This is a genomic window from Colwellia chukchiensis, from assembly GCF_002104455.1.
Taxonomy (GTDB): Bacteria; Pseudomonadota; Gammaproteobacteria; order Enterobacterales; family Alteromonadaceae; genus Cognaticolwellia; species Cognaticolwellia chukchiensis.
Genome location: NZ_NBOC01000001.1, coordinates 219390 through 239065 on the forward strand (window position 1 = coordinate 219390; position 19676 = coordinate 239065).

A 19676-nucleotide genomic window follows, 5' to 3' on the forward strand; every position below is an offset into this window, starting at 1 on the left:
GTACTCATTACTTAATGGCTACAGGTTCAACATTAACCACAGGGATAGCTAATGGCCCAGCTTGTCTCAAGGGTTTTAAATTAAACGCGTCTTGCGGCACCGCCACAGGCTGTGTTAGCGTTTGTGCCTTACCCCAGTGTTGTTCTGACTGATCCAGTAATCGCAGATCTTTAAGGTAAACAATTTGCTGCAAGCCTAATAATTGCAGCGCCGAAAACTCATGAGAAATCACCGCGGTAATTTTACTGGCATCCCCTAAGTCCATAATATAGGCCTCAAGATCGCCGTTATATTGCGCTAATATTGAGTGTTTATATTGGTAATACCACTCAGAGCCTGGATACGGTGTCGCAAAGTGCGGTTTTGCGGTTATACCCAGCTCTTTTAAGGCGGTAATGGTATTTCTCACGCTGGTAAAGCTTTCTTCAGGGAAGCCAATAATAATATTGGGAATAGGTTTAATACCAGATTCTAAACATGTGGCAATACTGTTAAAGTTCTTTCTGGCATTGGAGCCTTTACCTAAGTTTTTTAATATTTTAGGGTCAAAAGATTCTAAACCGTAAACTAAGTGCGTGCAGCCGGCTTGATGCATTAACTTTAACGTTTCGGGGCGATGCAACCCAGCATGGCTTGTGCCATTCCAATGTACACCACGACAGTTTTCATCATGTGGAATACCTTGCTGTCGACAAGTGGGTTGTAAGCCTGCCTCAATCCACTTTTCACATAACTCTTTCAGCCAAGTGCCTTTACTGGCCACATCCATGGTCATTAAATTTTCGTCGATAAAAGCGGCAAAATCAATCTGATAAGTCTCATGTAAGTGTTTGACCATGTTAACAATATAGTCAGCGCTATGATATCGAATGTTACGACCATAGGTAAATACAACGTCATTATCACCGTTTTCATTAGGTTCAATAAGCATGTCGCCGGTTGTACCTAAGTGCCAACAGTATTTGCATGTTAAGCCGCAGCCAAAACTGCCATTAATATCCATTCGACGTTTAGAGGTAAACGACTCTTCACTAAATAGTGAGGCCGAATTTTCGAAATAAATATCCAGTGGAAATAACTCCCAAGCCGGCCAAGGTAGGGTATCTAAGTCATGAATATTGGGTCTGACGTTAGTCAAATGCGCCTTGGCATTGCTATCACGGTAAATCACACCAAGTATGGATGAAAAGTCATGGTTACCATTATCAATCTGTTTTAGCACTTCGGGGAAAGTAACAAATGATTCACCAATGCAGCCAACGTCTAATTCAGGTAGCCATTGAAATATCTCATGTGGCATACTCGTTAGAAAACCGCCGCCGGCAATTAGGGTGGCATTGGGTGCCGCTTGGCGAATTAATTTACAGGCATTTTTGATGTAATTGTAGCTAGTGGTTAAACCACCTATGCAAATAGCATCCCAATCGTCTGCTTGGCAAACTTCAGTGATGGTGCTGATGGGCAGCCGCCAAGCATTGGCATCATAGACCTGTACTAAATGTCCCTCCTTCATAGCAATGGCTGCTAATAGCGCAATACCATAAGGAATATGTCTTGGCACATCTTCTTCACGAACTATGGGGTTAATAAATAAAACTTTAGCCATGTTATATCTACCTAATTGATGTATTCGTTAAGGGGCATACAGGGTAAGTTGTCAGCAAATAGCGTGCCCGCCTCTGAACAATTAAATGTTTCACCTGCGGCTTTTTCTAACAATTGCAAAAAATTATGTCGGTACCAATAGTAGGTAGGGTCGGTGTAAAATACTTCACCAGTGGCAGGGTAAGTAAACTTTGGAAAAAAGGCGTTAAACTCTTCAGGGCTGTTGGCAAACTCTTGTAACTCATAATAGGTTTGGGTCATTTCAACTGGCGTGTCTAGATGATACCCCAAGTCCATACCGGTTAAGGCAATGCGCCCAATGTTTAAAATTGCATTAGTAAATACCCATGCCGCGGTGCCGACATTGCCACCGGTATTCATGCAAGGAAATTTATTGATCTGGTAGATGGCTCTGGTCAAACTTTGTGCTTGCTGTGGGTCATCGACAATGGGGTTCCACCAATACATTTGAAAACCCGCTTCTTTAGCCCTTTTCACCACGTTTTTTGGTGCTGAAGAACAAATAATTAACTTAATTTGCGGCGCATATTGATTAATCAGGGCAATATTGGCTTCGTTTTCAGCGATAGAGTTATTTCTAAAGTTTATATCTAAGTCTTGGCGGCTAAAATAATCATCATTTTTCGTATGTTCAATAAAGTTATCATCGCCAAACCAACGAACCATACGCGTAGGATGAGGATCAAGTGTTAAAACATAGTCTGGTATAATACCTTGTTTGAGGCACTTAACTAACGAACCATCAATGGCAACAATAGTACCTTGATAATGACTGGCTTTGATCTTCTCTAGCTGATTTTTTTTGTGCAAACTTGGCCCTGCACTGATCACTATCGCCTGTTGCTGTTTTGCAGCGCTCAGTGGCGGCAAGTCTTTTAAGCTTTTTTGATCAGGCTCTACGTTATTTTTTGCATTAATGATCAGATCATCGGAATGCCACGCTTTGCCAATATCGGTAATTTGTGCCACCACTTTTTTAAAGCTGCTATCTAGCTTATTATCTTGCATAATCCTAACTAACCTTTAGCTTATTCGTCATCGCCAGACCAAGTTAAATCTGTTCGCTCAACATAGACCATGCTGCCGCCAATTGAGTTAAGTGCTGCCTTTTTAAATTCTGCTTGTAATGAGCTGTCTTCACTTTCTTGTGTATTAGCTTGAACTTGTTTTTTCGGGGTGAAGTTACCTTTTAATAAATTACTCATGACTCTACTCGCTTATAAAAGTTGCAAATGTTGTTGATTGCCTGTTGCTATGACTGTAGGCATTTAATCCGACTGAAGCAATAACCAAGACAAAATTATTGCCACACTTACGCTTGTTGTAAGCATGAACCATGCCGTTGTGTTACATAAAGGCTAAATCGCATCCGTTTACCTGTTTTGCCATATTGGCGGCAAAACGCGCTAAATCCTTGTAAGTAAAAGTCAATTATCTGACACCCAGTGTCAAATTATTGTTGATTAATCATAACAGCAAGTTAATATAAGCTTAATTTAGAATAATAATGGCTGATTAGAGCACTATGTTAGGGCAAAAAATGCAAGCGCAAAAGCATATTTTGGTGGTTGATAACGACGCCGAACGACGTCAACAGCTGGCAACAGTACTGGCATTTGTTGGTGAGCAATTTCAAGTGCTTTGTGAGGCCGAAATCGAACAGCACTTAGCCGAAACCCCTAATATTTTGACGATAATTTTGTGTGGCGACATTTCGGCAAAATTACAAAACCTGATAAAAGCAAACCCCACCTACCCGTTTGTGTATCACGATATTTTAGATAAAAAGCAAGTTAATGGTTATGCCAATGTGATTGGTGAATTAACAACACCACTGAACTACGCGCAATTAACGCAATTGGTACATCACAGCCATCAATACCATAATAATTTACCGAATAAGCGCGATATTACCCGTTCCAGCGCCTTATTTCGCTCTTTAGTTGGGGTAAGTGCACCGATGCAACAGGTGCGCTTTTTAATTGAGCAAGTGGCAAGTACAGCGGCCAACGTCTTGATTCTCGGTGAGTCAGGTACTGGTAAAGAAGTGGTGGCGCGCAATATTCACAATTTATCAGATCGCCGTAAAGGGCCATTTGTACCGGTAAACTGTGGTGCTATCCCAGCTGAGTTATTAGAAAGTGAGCTTTTTGGTCATGAAAAAGGCGCGTTTACGGGGGCTATATCGATGCGCAAAGGCCGCTTTGAGTTGGCAGAAGGCGGTACTTTATTTCTCGATGAAATTGGAGACATGCCACAACCGATGCAAGTAAAGCTGCTGCGCGTGTTACAAGAGCGCACCTTTGAGCGCGTTGGTGGTGCTAAAAGCATTAAAGCGAACGTGAGAATTGTTGCCGCAACGCATCAGCATTTAGAGGAAATGATCAAAAGTAATCAATTTCGTGAAGACCTTTACTATCGCCTTAATGTCTTTCCCATTGAAACGCCAGCATTGCGAGAGCGCAAAGAAGACATTCCATTATTATTGCAAGAGCTATTAACCCGTTATTCTTCTGAACAAGGGCAGTCGGTGCGCTTTACCGAGCAAGCGATTGCTTCGCTACAAGAGCACCCTTGGCCAGGTAATGTTCGCGAACTGTCAAACTTAATTGAACGCATGATCATCATGTATGGTGAGCAAGTGGTGAATGTTGGGCAGTTGCCGCTAAAGTATCAACACCTAGATGTTGATGAACAGGCGATTGAGTACCCTGAAGAAATCCAAGAGCGTGAAGCCATTAATGAGTTGTTCGCCGGTTTTGATTATGACGATGAAGACGATACGCAAACCAACACAGAGCATGAGCTAACCACGTCAGCCACCAATAGTAATTCTGCAGTAGATATCCTGCCGCATCAAGGCTTGAACTTAAAAGAATACTTGGCAGAGCTTGAAGTTGCATTGATCACACAAGCCTTGCATAAAAATGATTGGGTTGTTGCTCGCTCGGCTGAGCTGTTAGGTATGCGTCGTACCACCTTGGTGGAAAAAATGCGTAAATATAATCTGCAAAAAGACGCTTGATCAGTGCTTGTAAGCGTTAGCGCTAGCGGTGCTTTTTAGCGCATAAATGGCGATTGCTATCGGTAAAAGTCACCCTTAGTTAGTGCGGTAGTTCGGGTTTAAGTGTGTTTAGCTAGCGTACTTTTTCAGTATTCAAACCACTGTTAGCCATTTTATTGACAACCCATTGCTATGCCAATAAAACTACGTTAGTTGTTGATAATTAAAGCGTTAATTCTTTGGCATAGATCATGCTTCATCTGAGTGTACTATTTGATTCAGGTGGATTTATTATGGCTTTTGCCTTTTCGACAGCAAATAACGCTTATTCAGCTAACCCCATTCGCAATGCCGACGTTAGTGCTTTTGCGCGTGTAACCCTACCACCTGAGCAAAGCCAAGCGTTAGCACAAGAAAATTTCGCAGGTGAACTGGCTTTATTGCGCCAACAAAATCAACAGCTTCAGCACGTTATCGATGTTATGCCAACGGGCATGATCATGCTCAATGGTGATGGCATAGTGGTAAAAATGAATAACACCGCCCAGCAGCTGTTAGACGAACCTATTTTAGGACAAGCTTGGTTTGATGTTATTAAACGTTCTTTTAAACCCAGAGCCGACGATTGGCATGAAGTTTCGTTAAATGACGGACGCCGAGTTAAGTTGGAAATCACCGCCTTAGGTGAGCAACCAGGGCAGTTGATCATGATCACAGACCTGACCGAAACGCGTTTATTACAAGACAAGCTCAGCCAACTGCAACGGTTATCGTCGTTAGGGCGTATGGTGTCAAAGCTGGCCCATCAAATTCGCACCCCTCTTTCTGCTGCGATGTTGTATGGCGCCAACTTGCGCAATCAAAAATTGGCTCATAACGCGCGCGAAAATTTTCAAGATAAACTCATGCTGCGTTTGCATGACTTAGAGCAACAAGTAAACGATATGTTGTTGTTTGCAAAAAGTGGTCAACAAGCCGTTGTTGAACCGGTGAATATTAATCATCTGATCACCCAAGCCAAGCAGGCCATTGAAGCCCAAGTTAGCCAAGCGAATGCGCAAGTAAATTTACATTTTTGTCAGCAAGACTGTGAAGTTTTGGGAAATGCCAATGCCTTGTCTGGGGCAATTCAAAACTTAATTCACAACAGTTTATCGGTGATCAAAGCCGATGCCATTATTGATATTAGCGCTTATTGTCGAGCCGACTTTACCTATATCAGTGTCCGCGATAATGGCCCAGGTATATCATCAGAGCTAGCCGATAAAATATTCGAACCATTTTATACCTCCAGAAGCCAAGGTACCGGCTTAGGTTTGGCAGTTGTTAAATCTGTTACCAATGCCCACCAAGGCGAAGTAAGCTTGCTAAGCAAGCCAGGCGAAGGGGCACATTTTTGTATCAAGATACCTAAGCTATGCACTAACAAGGCAGAGCAAAAAAACACCATCAATGAAAACGACGCAATGTTGTCTAAGGAGTTCACTAATGAGCACAAGTAAAATCATGGTAGTCGAAGATGATGCTGGGCTTAGAGAGGCACTTGTAGATACCATATTGTTAGCGGGCTACCAATGCCTAGCGGTTGATTCAGGTGAGGAAGCGCTGCTCAAGTTAAAGTCCCATAACATCGACCTAGTGGTCAGTGATGTGCAAATGGGGGAGATGTCTGGCTTGACCTTACTGAAAAGTATCGTCAGTAATTACCCTAAATTGCCGGTATTAATTATGACCGCCTATGGCACCATAGATGATGCAGTACAAGCCATGCAAGACGGTGCCTGTAACTATATGGCCAAGCCATTCGCTCCTGAAGTTCTTTTAAACATGGTTAACCAATATGTGCCACAAAAAACCGCACAAAGTGGCGATCCAGTTGTTGCCGACAGCAAAAGTTTAGAACTGCTTAACTTAGCGAAAAAAGTTGCGGCAACAGAAGCTTCGGTAATGGTACTGGGCCCAAGTGGCTCAGGTAAGGAAGTGCTCGCTCAGTATATTCATAATCATTCAAGCCGAGATCAAGCCCCATTCGTCGCGATCAACTGCGCTGCTATACCTGAAAATATGCTAGAAGCTACCTTATTTGGTTATGAAAAAGGGGCTTTTACTGGCGCTATTCAAGCCAGCCCAGGTAAATTTGAACAAGCGCAAGGTGGCACCATATTACTGGATGAAATCACGGAAATGGATTTAGGCCTACAGGCTAAAATTTTACGGGTATTGCAAGAGCGCGAAGTTGAGCGTATTGGTGGTCGTAAAACCATCAGTTTAAATGTGCGGGTGATTGCCACTAGTAACCGCGACCTAAAAGAGGCAGTACAAGAAGGCGTGTTTAGAGAAGACTTATACTATCGATTAAATGTTTTTCCGCTGACTTGGTTGCCACTTAAGCAACGCCGAGATGATATTTTGCCGTTGGCAAAACATTTAATCGCAAGAAACTGTCAAAAAGAGGGGAATAGTATTCCTGAGTTTACCGCGGCAGCGCGTAGCAAATTATTAGCGTATGACTGGCCGGGTAATGTTCGCGAACTAGACAATGTTATTCAGCGGGCTTTGATATTGCAAAGTGATCGCTGTATCGATGCCAATGACTTGCTAATTGATAACTTTGATACCGCGCAATTACCGAGCGAAACGGAAGTAAGCGAAAAAGCCGATAAACTGGGCAGCGAATTAAAGTTACAAGAACATCAAATTATTTTAGATACCTTACAAGCTTGTCGAGGTAGCCGCAAAGATGTCGCTGAACGTTTAGGCATCAGCCCACGCACCTTACGCTATAAAATTGCTCGGATGCGAGATAGTGGCATTCAAATACCGCTATAACAAGCGTGTAATACGACTCCGTCATTACAGCTCATGACTACTAAAAGCAACTTTTCTAAGTTGCTTTTATGCTTTTAAACCCATGTAATGTATTGATTTGTATGGCATAAAGATGATTGTGCTGCAGGGGTTTTGTTCTTGGCATTATGTTTGCTTTAATCTTGTTAATTACTCAGTAACAAGAAATTGACACAAGTGAGTTAGCCATGGATATTAAAACCAACTCTTTATATGCTCAAATGCAAAGTATGTCGCTACAAGCCACAGGTAATCGCTTAGCCATTGGTGATGAAAGCGCGATGGCGAGTCCCGCAATCAATAAAGCCAGTGGCGACTTTGGTAGCCTACTCAAAGATGCCATCGCCAATGTTAACGAGCTACAACAAGATGTCGGTGCTAAACGAACCGCCTTTGAAATGGGCGATCGCAATGTCACGCTTGCCGATACTATGATCGCCGCCTCAAAGGCAGGCATTGCTTTTGATGCCACAGTACAAGTACGCAATAAATTTGTAGAAGCATATAAAGAAATCATGAGTATGCCTGTGTAGCAGCTTAGTAAGCTGAGCAAACTAAGCAGAGATGATAATTAATACAACACAGTAGTTAGGCGGAGAAGTAAAAGTGGCAGATTCAACAGACAATACAAGCATAGCACTAGCCGAAGGCAATAATGACCTTGTGGCAAGTGACGGCGATGATGGTGTTGTTGGTGAACAAAAGTCTGGTTTTGCCGGCGCGTTAGGCAATGTCGACTTTCTACGCCAAATTACCATAGTCATGGCCCTAGCTATTTGTTTAGCTATCGCTATCTTTGTTATCTTGTGGGCGAACCAACCTGAATATCGCTTCTTAACAAAATTACCCACAGAGCAGTTGATCACCACTATGGACTTTCTTGACGCTAATAAAGTTAAGTACCGTCAAGAAAACAACACCATCTCAGTACAAAGTGATGAATATCAAAAGGTTAAATTATTGTTAGCCCGTGAAGGCTTAAATGAAGGGCCGTCAGAAGGCAGTGAAATTTTAATGCAAGATATGGGCTTTGGTGTGAGCCAGCGGCTTGAAAGTGAACGCTTAAAGCATTCACGAGAGCAGCAACTTGCCCGTACCATCGAAGAATTGCAATCCATCACCCGAGCGCGCGTTTTATTAGCCATTCCACGGGACAATATTTTTGCTAAGCGTGTTAAAAACCCATCGGCTACTGTCGTAGTTACCTTACGTCGTGGTCGTTTATTATCCGAAGAAGAAGTGGACTCTGTAGTGGATATTGTTGGCTCAGCGGTGCAAGGGTTAACACCCAGTAGAGTAACAGTGACAGATCAAAACGGCCGGTTACTAAACTCTGGCTCACAAGACTCAGTATCATCACGTTCGCGTAAAGAGTTTGAAATCGAGCAAAAACGTGAAAAAGAGTACATGGATAAAATAGACTCTATTTTAATCCCTGTGGTTGGTTTAGGTAATTACACCGCACAAGTTGATGTGGCGATGGACTTTACTAATACTGAAGAAACGCAACGTCGCTACAACCCCGACTTACCAGCACTGCGCAGTGAAATGAAAGTGGAAGATAACACCATTGGCGGCTTGCTCGGCGGTATCCCTGGCGCGTTAAGCAACCAACCTCCGCTTGATAGCAATATTCCTGAAAACGCCAGTGCCAGTAACAGTCAGCAAGCCATGCCGGGCCGTAAGCTGACGGAGTCAACGCGTAACTATGAGCTTGATGAGGCCATCAGCTACACCAAACAACAAACCGGTGTTATTCGTCGCATCAGTGTTTCTGTGGCTCTAGACTACTTACCGCAAGCTAATGCCGAAGGCGAAGTGATACCGACACCACGCTCGGTGCAAGAGTTAGCCAATATTCGCCGTTTACTGCAAGGTAGTATCGGCTTTGACTTGCAACGAGGCGACTCGCTTGACGTAGTTACCTTGCCGTTTTCACGCCCTGACGTGATAGCAGCAGAACAACTACCTATTTGGCAAGAGCCTTGGTTTTTAAAGCTGACCAAGCTGATTCTTGGCGCCTTGGTGATTATTGTTTTGATATTGGCTGTAGTTCGCCCGATGCTGAAACGCCTTATTTACCCAGATCAAACCCCGAGTGATTACGGTGAAAAATCTTTGGATAGTCACATTGATTTGGGCGATGAGACCATGGATATGTTAACATCAGATTTCGATGCCGGCGCTGTAGGCTTTGCCCCAGATGGCAGTTTACAATTACCGGATTTACACCGCGATGAAGACGTCTTAAAAGCCGTTAGAGCCTTAGTGGCGAATGAACCAGAGCTATCATCGCAAGTAGTTAAAAGTTGGTTGAACGAAGATGAGTGATGAAAATCAAGAGTTAGCGACCCAGCAACCGGCTGGCTTTGACGTCAATAAACTCGATGGCGGTGAAAAAGCGGCGATTTTACTGTTGAGTTTATCGGAAGAAGATGCCGCGCAAATCCTAAAGCACTTAGAACCAAAACAAGTGCAGAAAGTCGGCATGATTATGGCGGGTATGGAAGACTTTACCCAACAAAAAATAACCGCTGTCCATAAGTTATTTATTGACGAAATTCAAAACTTTTCCACCATAGGCTTTCAAAGTGAAGAGTTTGTTCGTAAAGCCTTAACCGCAGCGTTAGGTGAAGACAAAGCCGGCAACCTAATCGATCAAATTGTCATGGGCGGCGGTGCAAAAGGTCTCGACTCATTGAAATGGATGGACTCGAAACAGGTTGCCAACATTATTCGCAATGAGCATCCACAAATTCAAACCATAGTACTGTCATATCTAGAGCCAGAGCAATCCGCAGAGATCATGACCCAGTTTGCTGATAAAGTGCGCTTAGATCTCATGATGCGTATCGCTAACCTAGAAGAAGTGCAACCGGCCGCATTACAAGAATTAAATGAAATTATGGAGAAACAGTTTGCTGGTCAAGCGGGTGCACAAGCGGCGAAAATGGGCGGCTTAAAAGCGGCTGCTGATATTATGAACTACCTAGAGACGAATGTTGAAGGGGTATTGATGGACTCAATTCGCGAGCATGACGAAGAAATGAGCCAGCAAATTCAAGACTTAATGTTTGTCTTTGAAAACCTCGCCGATGTTGATGACCGTGGTATTCAAGCCATTTTACGCGAAGTGCAGCAAGATGCGCTGATGAAAGCCATTAAGGGCACAGATGAAGCGTTGCGAGAAAAAATCATGTCCAATATGTCAAAACGCGCTGCAGAAATGTTAGCAGATGACCTTGAAGCTATGGGGCCGGTGCGTATCAGTGAAGTTGAAGCGGCGCAAAAAGAAATTTTATCCGTTGCCCGTCGATTATCAGATGCCGGTGAAATTATGCTTGGTGGCGGTGGTGGTGGCGATGAATTCTTATAAGTCACAGCTAGGCACTCACACAGGCAGCGCACGCTATGAGCACTAAACCAGCCGCTAAGACTGACACGACAACTGGTGCGACAGAAAAGGCAACAGAGGCGCAGGTCGCCACTTGGCAAATTCCCAATGTACAAGCAAGCGAACACGCGGACCTTGAGCAAACCAATGCCCTAGGGAAGTCAAGAAACTGGCGCTTTGAGCCACCTGAAGAAAGCGAAGTTGTTGAGCCTACGCCATTAACAGCCGAAGACATCGAGGCGATAAGACAAGCCGCCTACGAGGAAGGTTTTTCGCAAGGCAAAGAAGAAGGCTTTGGTAAAGGCTTTGCTGAAGGTAAAGCAGAAGGGCACGAACAAGGCTTAAGTACAGGTTTTGATGAAGGTGTTAGTCAAGGCTTAGCTGAAGGCAAAGACACCAGTGATCAGCATATTGCCAGTTTACAAGCCTTGATCGAACAATTACATCAGCCACTGGCCAAAGTCGAAAAAAATGTTGAGGCACAGTTATTAGAACTTGTGGTGCAATTAACGCAGGCGGTAACTAAGCATGAGGCAAAAACCAACCCTGAAATTTTATTAACCGCCATTGCTGAAGGTATGAAAGCCCTACCGGCCCAAGAGCCAGAGACACAAATACTACTAAATCCGCAAGATATAAAATTGGTTGAGCAAGAGTTTGGCGTGGAGCATATTCAGCAACAAGGTTGGCGCTTATTAGCCGCACCGCATTTAAGTGCCGGCAGTTGCCAAATAGAAAACAGCACCTCTAATATCGACTTAAGCGTAAAGTCGCGTCTAAAGGAAGTGTTGGAATCGTTTTTGCAGGAAGCTTTACATCAATAATTTCATTCAGCAGCGTTAAGAGTTTCTATGGTCGACATCAAGCGTATTACTGAACGTTTACAAAATTGCCAGCAATTTATTCACCCGCATCAAGTTTCGGTGGCCGGGCGCTTAGTGCGTGTTGTCGGGCTAACACTTGAAGCCGTCGGCGTCAAAGCACCTGTTGGCAGTCAATGTTTAGTAGCAACCTCCGCTGGCGATTTGATTGCAGAAGTGGTCGGATTTGCCCAAGACATCACGTTTTTGATGCCAGAGCAAAGCTTACAAGGGGTATTACCGGGGGCTCGTGTAGTGCCATTGGCCACTAAGGCCAGACTACCCTTTTCTATGGATTTACTCGGTCGGGTGATTGATGGCGTAGGTAAGCCACTTGATGGCAAAGGGCCAATCAAAGCATCGGCGAGTTATCAATATGATAGTAAACCCATCAATCCGTTGTCACGCCGTGCCATTTCTGAGCCGCTAGATGTAGGTGTGCGCTCAATCAACAGCTTTTTAACCGTAGGTGTTGGGCAGCGCATGGGCTTATTTGCGGGCTCAGGGGTCGGTAAAAGTGTCTTACTGGGGATGATGACGCGCGGCACAAATGCCGATGTTATTGTGGTTGGCTTAATCGGTGAACGTGGCCGAGAAGTGAAAGAGTTTATAGAAGATATTCTGGGTGAAGCAGGCCGCGCTCGTGCGGTTGTGGTAGCGGCGCCGGCAGATAACTCGCCATTAATGCGCCTTAAAGGTTGCGAAACCGCAGTGCAAGTTAGCGAATACTTTCGTGACCAAGGGTTAAACGTTTTATTATTGGTTGACTCAATCACGCGTTATGCACAGGCACAACGAGAAATTGCACTGGCAGTAGGGGAGCCGCCAGCAACCAAAGGCTATCCGCCATCGGTTTTTTCTAAATTACCGCAATTAGTAGAACGTGCTGGTAATGGTGGTGACGGTCAAGGCGCTATTAGTGCGTTTTTTACCGTGCTTACCGAAGGTGATGACTTACAAGATCCGATAGCCGATGCGGCGCGGGCAATTTTAGATGGTCATATTGTCTTATCAAGAAAATTAGCCGATGCCGGCCATTACCCTGCGGTAGATATTGAAGGTTCTATTAGTCGTGTCATGCCACTGGTTACCAGTGCTGAGCACCAACAACTTGCGCAACAATTACGGCAGATTTATGCTTTATACCAAGAAAATAAAGATTTAATCTCAATTGGCGCATACAGCAAAGGTACCGACCCTAGAATCGATCAAGCGATTGATCTACAACCGGTTATGCAGTTCTTTTTACAGCAAAAAATGCTTGAAGTTATTCCTTACGATCAAAGCTTAAGTCAGTTACAAGAAATATTAGCGGCGGCACAAGCACATGCGCAGCAAAACCAACAACATCAAGCAAGTCAGTAAGGTGACCCGTCACTAGGTGATCATGAAACAGTTAAATACGTTATATAAATTTGAGCTAGATAAAGAGCGAAAAGCATCACAGGCTTTGCAAGCTGCTGAGTTAGAGTATCAACAAAACAAGCTGCGTTTACAAAGTGTTAGCGATTATCGCTTAGAATATATGAAGCGCCTTAGCCAGCGCTCGTTGGCCGGAATTGACAGTGCCACCTATAGCCATTTCCACGCCTTTATTGCCAAATTAGATAATGCCGCTGAACAAGTAAAAATTGCCCTACAGCAAGCAGAGTCACTGGTGGCAACACGCAAAAAACAATGGCTAGCACAACGACAAAAAATACAAGCGGTAGAAATTTTGCGCGACAAAAAGCTTGCCGAGTTGCAATTAGCCGAGCATAAGCGCGAGCAAAAAATGTTTGATGAAATCGCCACCCAACAATTTGTTCGACGCCAGTTTTAAACGTTAAGCGCTGCATTGCTTCTGCTCACTTCAATAGCTCAGTTTGTCTTACACGTTTTACCTTTTGGAATAAAAATTGCTTAACTTAGTGAGTGTGCCGGTAGTTAATGAATACGGCTTAAATAATTGTTAAGAAAGGTTTGCTATGCCTGAATTAAAAGTATTGTCTATAGATATTGCCACTAGCTCTGATAGTAAAGCAGCTCAGGGGCAGGCGGTAATTAAAAACCAAATAAGAGGTCAGGCTTTTTCTGCCGAAATGGCGCAGCACTACCCCAACAACACAGCGGCAGCTCAGCCGGAAAATAATCAAGAACACGGCAATAATGGGTCAGCAGCGGCAAACCAACCACCTCTGTTAATCAAAGCCGTGTCGATAGTGAAAGCCGGCGATGAACATACTTTACCCGTGCCAATATCACCCGAGCAAGCATTAGCATCGGCTAACATGGACAGTACAATGAGCGCAGGTGTTGCAACTAAGGCGGTATCTGAATCGCCACGATCTCAGTCAGAACCAACCCAGCCTAAGACAAAGCCAAACCTTGAAATACCGTTAAAGGCGCACATTAAAGGCGAAGATAGTCATATTTTGCCGGTACCTTTACCCATAGATAAGGTGGAATTAAGCGCTACAATTCTTAATAAGCCAACAGATATTCAAAGCCGCAATCAAGGCCCGCTAGCAAAAGTTCAACAGCAAGAAAAAAGCACAACAAAAGCCGATGAAAAAACCTTACCTGTGCCAATGACACCGTTGAAAGCGGCTCAGCAAAGTGCCGCACTCGATAAAGTTTCTTATCAAGCCGATGTCAAAATAGCCGCAGAGCCGAAGCTTGTAGAAAACAGTAGCTCGCATACCTTAAGTGCGCAAACGCCAAATACGTCACGCGGTATCAATAACGCCGTTAATGCTAAAGACTTATTGACTATGCTAAGTGGCAGTAAGGAGTTATTGAGTAGCGAAAGCAAGGTGAGTAATGGTCATGTTGGTGCAACAGCGCTAACGCGTGATAGTGCGCAAACTGAACAAACAACACAAAAAGTCGCTGTCGAAAAGCAAACTTTAACTAACACCAATGTACAAGCGTCAAATGCTGAAGGTAGCAGCAAAAAATTGGCGACAGCATCGACAGATGTAGGGAAAGGTTTTAGCCAAACCACTAGCAGTATCAAGCCAGAGGCTGGGCCAAGCAAGGCTAACGCGAAAGCTGTTATTAATACTCAACTAGACAGTATTCAGCCCAGCAATATTAAAGTAGCCAACAAGGCCGTAAATATAGCGACAATCAGTGATAATAAAAAGTCGCTTGCAGAGCCAACAGAAACCGCAACGATTACGCGTCGAGCAACGCATGAGTTGTTACCAAGCGATGACGCTGAATTACAGCAATCTCATGCTGGCAAAGATAGCCGCGAGACGAACGCAATAAATACAGCCACAACGCAAGTCGACAGCAAGCTCAATCAAGAATCAGGGCTGGTAACCTCTGCAGCTGAGGGCAAGCAACGGCAAGTTATGGCAGCCACACTAGGGGCAACAACACAAGCTGAGCCAGGAACTGATACTAAACAAGCACGGATTATTAATCAGAGCACAGCTAGCTTGGTTGCTGCAAGTGACGGTGACGCGAAACCTGCCGCTCAGGCCAAAGCGGTTGCACATGAAGCCCGCGAGCAAGTTAATAGCCGTGAGTTAACCTTAGAACCTGTAATAAAAGCAGAACAAGAAAAACCGCAAGCAAGTGCGGAAAAGCTCAGTGCTAGCTTTAACCAAACACTGGCAGCGCAAGCCATGAAACAAACCTCAGCGGCTGCAGAAATAATGACACAGCAAGAACATAATATCACTGCAACCGCCAGTAAACTGACCACTAATGCCGTGCATAGTGCAAAACCTATGACAGCGGTTAATGCTGAAACTATCGCTGTTTATCGCAAAGATTTTGCCAATGCTCTAAAAGATAAAGTGATGGTGATGATTAATCAGAAAGTGCAACAAGTTGACATTCAACTCGATCCGCCCGAGTTAGGCAATGTTCATGTACGAGTAAACTTGCAACAAGAGCAAGCGGCGGTGCAGTTTATTGTGCAGAACCCGCAGGCAAAAGAAGCGTTAGAGCAGCACTTGGGGCGATTGCGAGACATGTTAGCGCAAAGTGGTGTTGACGTTGGCGACACCAATATCGAACAACGAGCAGCGAATGAGCAAAATAGTGACCATGGAGGCAGTCAAGCGCAGCAGCGTGGTGATGGTCAAAGCGGCGAAGATATTGGCGAAGAAAGCGCCGATGTTGCAATAAACTTATACCAAGCGTCGTCAACAGGGGTTGATTACTACGCATAACCGTTGCTAATAGAATGATTATATTTGAGAAAACACGTTGGATTAGTGGCTATTCGAGGATATATTACCCCAATAGCGTAATAACACAGAACAGGTAGAGTAAATGGCAGACGAACAAGAACTGGAAATGGAAGGCTCAGGGAAAAAAAAGCAGCTGATCATCATAGTTGCAATTGTTGTAATATTAGCGATAGCAGGGGCGGCAGCATTTGTTTTACTCAGCGGTGACGACGAGGTTTCTCAAGCTGAAATTGACGCAGCGTTAAGCTCAGACTCAGCGAGCGAACCCGCATCAGCGTCGAGCGGCAAAGCAAAACTCGGTAGTGCTTTATATGTGCCGATGCCGCGACCATTTCGTTTTAATGTGCCAGGTGCTGCGCGTGATCGTTTTGTTGAGATCAGAGTGCAATTACTGGTGCGAGGAGCGAAAAACGAAGAAGCGGCGAAAAAACATGTGCCCTTGATTGAAAGTACCTTGCTGGCAGTGTTTTCGCAGGCCAATGCTGATGATCTTGCCACCACAGCAGGAAAAACCGCCTTAAAAGATAAGTCGTTAACCGAAGTGCAAAAGATCATGAGCGAAGTGGAAGGGGATGCCATTGTTGAAAGAGTGTTATTTACCGGCTTTGTAATGCAATAAATTTGTCAGTGCAATTTAACTAATAATAGAAAGAGACTAGCGTGTGAGTGACTTATTATCTCAAGACGAAATCGATGCCCTACTTCATGGTGTCGATGATGTTGAAGAAGAGGAAATAGTAGAAGACTTTTCGCAATCTGATGGTATGTCAGACTATGACTTTTCATCGCAAGATCGCATAGTTCGTGGTCGCATGCCAACACTGGAAATGGTTAATGAGCGCTTTGCTCGCCATATGCGCATTAGTTTATTTAATATGATGCGTCGCAGTGCAGAAGTATCGATTAACGGTATTCAAATGATCAAATTTGGCGAATATGTGCATACCTTATTTGTGCCAACCAGTTTGAATATGGTACGTTTTCGACCATTAAAAGGCACCGCGCTATTGACCATGGAAGCACGGTTAGTATTCATACTCGTGGATAATTTTTTTGGTGGTGACGGACGTTACCATGCCAAAATTGAAGGGCGGGAGTTTACACCCACCGAACGCCGTATCGTGCAAATGTTGCTAAAAATTATCTTCGAAGACTATAAAGAAGCCTGGTCGCCAGTGATGGATGTCTCCTTTGAGTATCTTGACTCAGAAGTTAACCCGTCAATGGCCAATATCGTTAGTCCCACTGAAGTCGTTGTGATCAGCTCATTTCATATCGAACTTGATGGCGGCGGTGGTGACTTCCATGTGGCATTACCCTACGCCATGTTAGAGCCAATCCGCGAATTGCTCGATGCTGGTGTGCAAAGTGACAAAGAAGATACCGATATGCGTTGGTCAAAGGCGCTGCGAGATGAAATTATGGATGTGCCAGTAGAGCTATCTACTAAATTTATTGAAGCCGAGTTATCTTTGCAAAAAATTATGGACTTGAAAGCTGGTGATATTATTCCAGTTGAAATGCCAGATCATATTACCGTGTTGGTTGAAAACCTACCTTCTTTTCGTGCCAAGCTAGGTCGTAGTCGTGATAATTTGGCCATAAAGATAGAGTCAAAAATTAAACGTCCTGAATCAGTAAAATCAGAACTGACCATTTTAACCAAAGGGGGTAAGCGTTTAGACAGTGACGCTGAACTGCATATGTTAGAAGATGATCTGTAAACATTTTTTTATTCAATGTGGTGTAAAAATCGCATAAAACAGCGTAAAGCGTAATAACAACACAAGCAGCAACTATTTGACGCTGCCTGGGTAAATTTTAAGGCGAACAGTATGAGCACAGAAAACGAAGATGATTTAGGCATGTGGGACGAGGCGATGGATGAACAAGCCGCCGCAGAAGCCGCTGAAACCGTTGAGCTAGAAGACTTAGAAGAAGAAGGCGAAGCGATCACCGGTGAAGAAAAGCGTAAACTTGATGCCATTTTAGATATACCTGTGACCATTTCTATGGAAGTTGGCCGCAGCAACATTAGCATTCGTAACTTACTGCAACTGAACCAAGGTTCAGTGGTTGAGCTCGATAGAGTCGCGGGTGAAGCATTGGATGTGTTAGTTAATGGCACTTTAATAGCGCATGGTGAGGTGGTTGTGGTAAACGACAAGTTCGGTATTCGCTTAACTGATGTTATCAGTCAAGTTGAACGCATTAAAAAGTTAAAATAACAGCGATGAAAAAATTCATTGTGCTGAGTACTTTTTGGCTGAGTCACTGGCTGTATGCCGAAGAGTTAGCCACAGATGCAGCTACCGCTGAGCTACCTGTCACTGAAATGCCGGTTCAGGTGGGTAAGCATGTTGCGAGTAACCTCGATGCCATGAGCATGATTATTTCTTTACTCATGGTGTTGGCGGTGATCTTTGTTAGTGCCATGGTGTTAAAGCGCTTTCAGGGTGTGCGTCAATCCATTAACGGGATGCAAATAGTCACTAGCTTACACTTGGGTGCAAAAGAAAAGTTAGTGGTAGTGCAAGCGGGCGAACAACAACTATTGTTGGGGGTGACACCGCAGCAAATTAGTTTGTTAAAAACCCTCGATAAACCCCTGCAAGCTAACGCAGAAGTTACTAATGATTTTGCAAAATCCTTTGCTAACATACTGAAACAAAAGTCGACTAAAGCTCATGACAAACAACCATAATTTTCGCTATTTTTCCGCAAAAAAACTGATTGCCCTCGGCTTAGCGTTGTTGTCTCTATTACTGGTGAGTCAGCATAGTTATGCCGCCAATGATTTGTCATTATCTGCGCTCAAGCTAACCACTAACCCTGATGGCTCGCAAGAGTATTCAGTGACCCTACAAATTTTGATCTTTATGACCGCGCTGAGCTTTATTCCAGCCGCGGTGATCATGATGACTTCGTTTACGCGTATCGTGGTGGTTATGGCGATATTGCGACAAGCGTTTGGTTTGCAGCAAACGCCGTCTAATCAGGTGATCATCGGCATTACCTTGTTTATGACGCTCTTTATAATGACACCGGTTTACAACGAGATTAATGCCCGTGCTATTCAACCCTATTTGCAAGAGCAATTAACCTCAGTTGAAGCCATTAATAGTGCCAAAGTACCACTGCGCGCCTTTATGCTTGAACAAACGAGAATTAAAGACCTCGACACCTTAGCCAGTATGGCGGGCATTGAACAAGTGGCTCAGCCGACAGACTTGCCCATGACAGTGATCATTCCGGCGTTTGTCATCAGCGAGCTAAAAACCGCATTTCAAATTGGTTTTATGCTCTTTATTCCGTTTTTGATCATAGATTTAGTGGTCGCCAGTATCTTGATGGCCATGGGTATGATGATGCTCTCTCCCATGATAGTGTCATTGCCGTTTAAACTTATGCTGTTTGTATTGATTGATGGCTGGAACTTAGTCATAGGCACACTGGCCACCAGTTATGGTATGGGAGCTTAGCTCATGAGCCCTGAGGTTTTTGTTGATATTTTACGCGACGCCTTATTTTTGGTGATAGTGTTAGTTTCTGCCGTGATTGTGCCAAGCTTGCTCATCGGCTTGGTGGTGGCAGTGTTTCAAGCCGCAACCTCTATCAACGAGCAAACCTTAAGTTTTTTACCGCGCTTAATTGTGACGCTACTAGCGCTGATCATCGGCGGGCATTGGCTAGTGCAGCAATTAATGGACTACGCTATCGCGCTGATTGCTAGTATTCCCAGTGTGGTGAGTTAG

Annotated in this window: 19 protein-coding genes; 16 read left to right on the top strand and 3 right to left on the bottom strand. The window is 44.1% G+C overall.

Annotated features, from left to right (window positions below; all coding sequences use genetic code 11):
- Positions 1-7: 7 nt before the first annotated feature.
- The 3 genes from B6K83_RS01065 to B6K83_RS18275 are packed head-to-tail and all read right to left on the bottom strand — an operon-like array spanning position 8 to position 2831.
- Positions 8-1606 carry a B12-binding domain-containing radical SAM protein gene (locus B6K83_RS01065; RefSeq protein WP_085282379.1) on the bottom strand — a complete coding sequence of 533 codons (1599 nt, stop codon included), beginning with the start codon at positions 1604-1606 and terminating at the stop codon, positions 8-10.
- A gap of 11 nt (positions 1607-1617) precedes the next feature.
- Positions 1618-2634, bottom strand: coding sequence for a 6-hydroxymethylpterin diphosphokinase MptE-like protein (locus B6K83_RS01070; protein WP_085282381.1), 1017 nt, complete (start codon positions 2632-2634; stop codon positions 1618-1620).
- A gap of 20 nt (positions 2635-2654) precedes the next feature.
- Positions 2655-2831, bottom strand: a complete 177-nt coding sequence (locus B6K83_RS18275) for a hypothetical protein (RefSeq protein ID WP_158088301.1) — start codon at positions 2829-2831, stop codon at positions 2655-2657.
- Between the two features lie 320 nt (positions 2832-3151).
- Here B6K83_RS18275 and B6K83_RS01075 point away from each other — a divergent pair, with 320 nt between their 5' ends.
- The 16 genes from B6K83_RS01075 to fliQ all read left to right on the top strand — a co-directional run bounded on the left by B6K83_RS01075 (position 3152) and on the right by fliQ (position 19676).
- The gene (locus tag B6K83_RS01075) at positions 3152-4651 is read left to right on the top strand and encodes a sigma-54 dependent transcriptional regulator (protein ID WP_269843974.1); all 1500 of its coding nucleotides are present in this window, start codon (positions 3152-3154) and stop codon (positions 4649-4651) included.
- 272 nt (positions 4652-4923) lie between these two features.
- Positions 4924-6132: a sensor histidine kinase gene (locus tag B6K83_RS01080; protein ID WP_085282382.1), complete on the top strand. Its 1209-nt coding sequence runs from the start codon at positions 4924-4926 to the stop codon at positions 6130-6132.
- Positions 6119-7459 carry a sigma-54-dependent transcriptional regulator gene (locus B6K83_RS01085; RefSeq protein WP_085282384.1) on the top strand — a complete coding sequence of 447 codons (1341 nt, stop codon included), beginning with the start codon at positions 6119-6121 and terminating at the stop codon, positions 7457-7459. The genes B6K83_RS01080 and B6K83_RS01085 overlap by 14 nt, the downstream gene beginning before the upstream one ends.
- Before the next feature lie 206 nt (positions 7460-7665).
- On the top strand, positions 7666-8010 hold the full coding sequence (gene fliE, locus B6K83_RS01090) for a flagellar hook-basal body complex protein FliE (protein WP_085282386.1): 345 nt from the start codon (positions 7666-7668) through the stop codon (positions 8008-8010).
- A 73-nt stretch (positions 8011-8083) separates the two neighbouring features.
- Positions 8084-9808 (top strand): flagellar basal-body MS-ring/collar protein FliF, encoded by a 1725-nt coding sequence (fliF, locus tag B6K83_RS01095; protein WP_085282388.1) that lies wholly within the window; start codon positions 8084-8086, stop codon positions 9806-9808.
- On the top strand, positions 9801-10853 hold the full coding sequence (fliG, locus tag B6K83_RS01100; RefSeq protein ID WP_085282390.1) for a flagellar motor switch protein FliG: 1053 nt from the start codon (positions 9801-9803) through the stop codon (positions 10851-10853). Before fliF ends, fliG begins: the two co-directional genes overlap by 8 nt.
- Before the next feature lie 35 nt (positions 10854-10888).
- The gene (gene fliH / locus B6K83_RS01105; protein WP_085282392.1) at positions 10889-11695 is read left to right on the top strand and encodes a flagellar assembly protein FliH; all 807 of its coding nucleotides are present in this window, start codon (positions 10889-10891) and stop codon (positions 11693-11695) included.
- Between the two features lie 27 nt (positions 11696-11722).
- Positions 11723-13096 carry a flagellar protein export ATPase FliI gene (fliI, locus tag B6K83_RS01110; protein ID WP_085282394.1) on the top strand — a complete coding sequence of 458 codons (1374 nt, stop codon included), beginning with the start codon at positions 11723-11725 and terminating at the stop codon, positions 13094-13096.
- A 22-nt stretch (positions 13097-13118) separates the two neighbouring features.
- Complete coding sequence (fliJ, locus tag B6K83_RS01115; RefSeq protein ID WP_085282396.1) at positions 13119-13553, top strand: flagellar export protein FliJ; 435 nt, start codon at positions 13119-13121, stop codon at positions 13551-13553.
- A 145-nt stretch (positions 13554-13698) separates the two neighbouring features.
- Positions 13699-15900 carry a flagellar hook-length control protein FliK gene (locus B6K83_RS01120; RefSeq protein ID WP_085282398.1) on the top strand — a complete coding sequence of 734 codons (2202 nt, stop codon included), beginning with the start codon at positions 13699-13701 and terminating at the stop codon, positions 15898-15900.
- Between the two features lie 103 nt (positions 15901-16003).
- Positions 16004-16540, top strand: a complete 537-nt coding sequence (gene fliL / locus B6K83_RS01125) for a flagellar basal body-associated protein FliL (RefSeq protein WP_085282400.1) — start codon at positions 16004-16006, stop codon at positions 16538-16540.
- Between the two features lie 43 nt (positions 16541-16583).
- The gene (fliM, locus tag B6K83_RS01130) at positions 16584-17645 is read left to right on the top strand and encodes a flagellar motor switch protein FliM (RefSeq protein WP_085282402.1); all 1062 of its coding nucleotides are present in this window, start codon (positions 16584-16586) and stop codon (positions 17643-17645) included.
- A 111-nt stretch (positions 17646-17756) separates the two neighbouring features.
- Positions 17757-18149, top strand: coding sequence for a flagellar motor switch protein FliN (fliN, locus tag B6K83_RS01135; protein ID WP_085282404.1), 393 nt, complete (start codon positions 17757-17759; stop codon positions 18147-18149).
- A 5-nt stretch (positions 18150-18154) separates the two neighbouring features.
- On the top strand, positions 18155-18625 hold the full coding sequence (gene fliO / locus B6K83_RS01140; RefSeq protein WP_085282406.1) for a flagellar biosynthetic protein FliO: 471 nt from the start codon (positions 18155-18157) through the stop codon (positions 18623-18625).
- The gene (gene fliP, locus B6K83_RS01145) at positions 18609-19403 is read left to right on the top strand and encodes a flagellar type III secretion system pore protein FliP (protein ID WP_085282408.1); all 795 of its coding nucleotides are present in this window, start codon (positions 18609-18611) and stop codon (positions 19401-19403) included. Before fliO ends, fliP begins: the two co-directional genes overlap by 17 nt.
- Before the next feature lie 3 nt (positions 19404-19406).
- The gene (fliQ, locus tag B6K83_RS01150; protein ID WP_085282410.1) at positions 19407-19676 is read left to right on the top strand and encodes a flagellar biosynthesis protein FliQ; all 270 of its coding nucleotides are present in this window, start codon (positions 19407-19409) and stop codon (positions 19674-19676) included.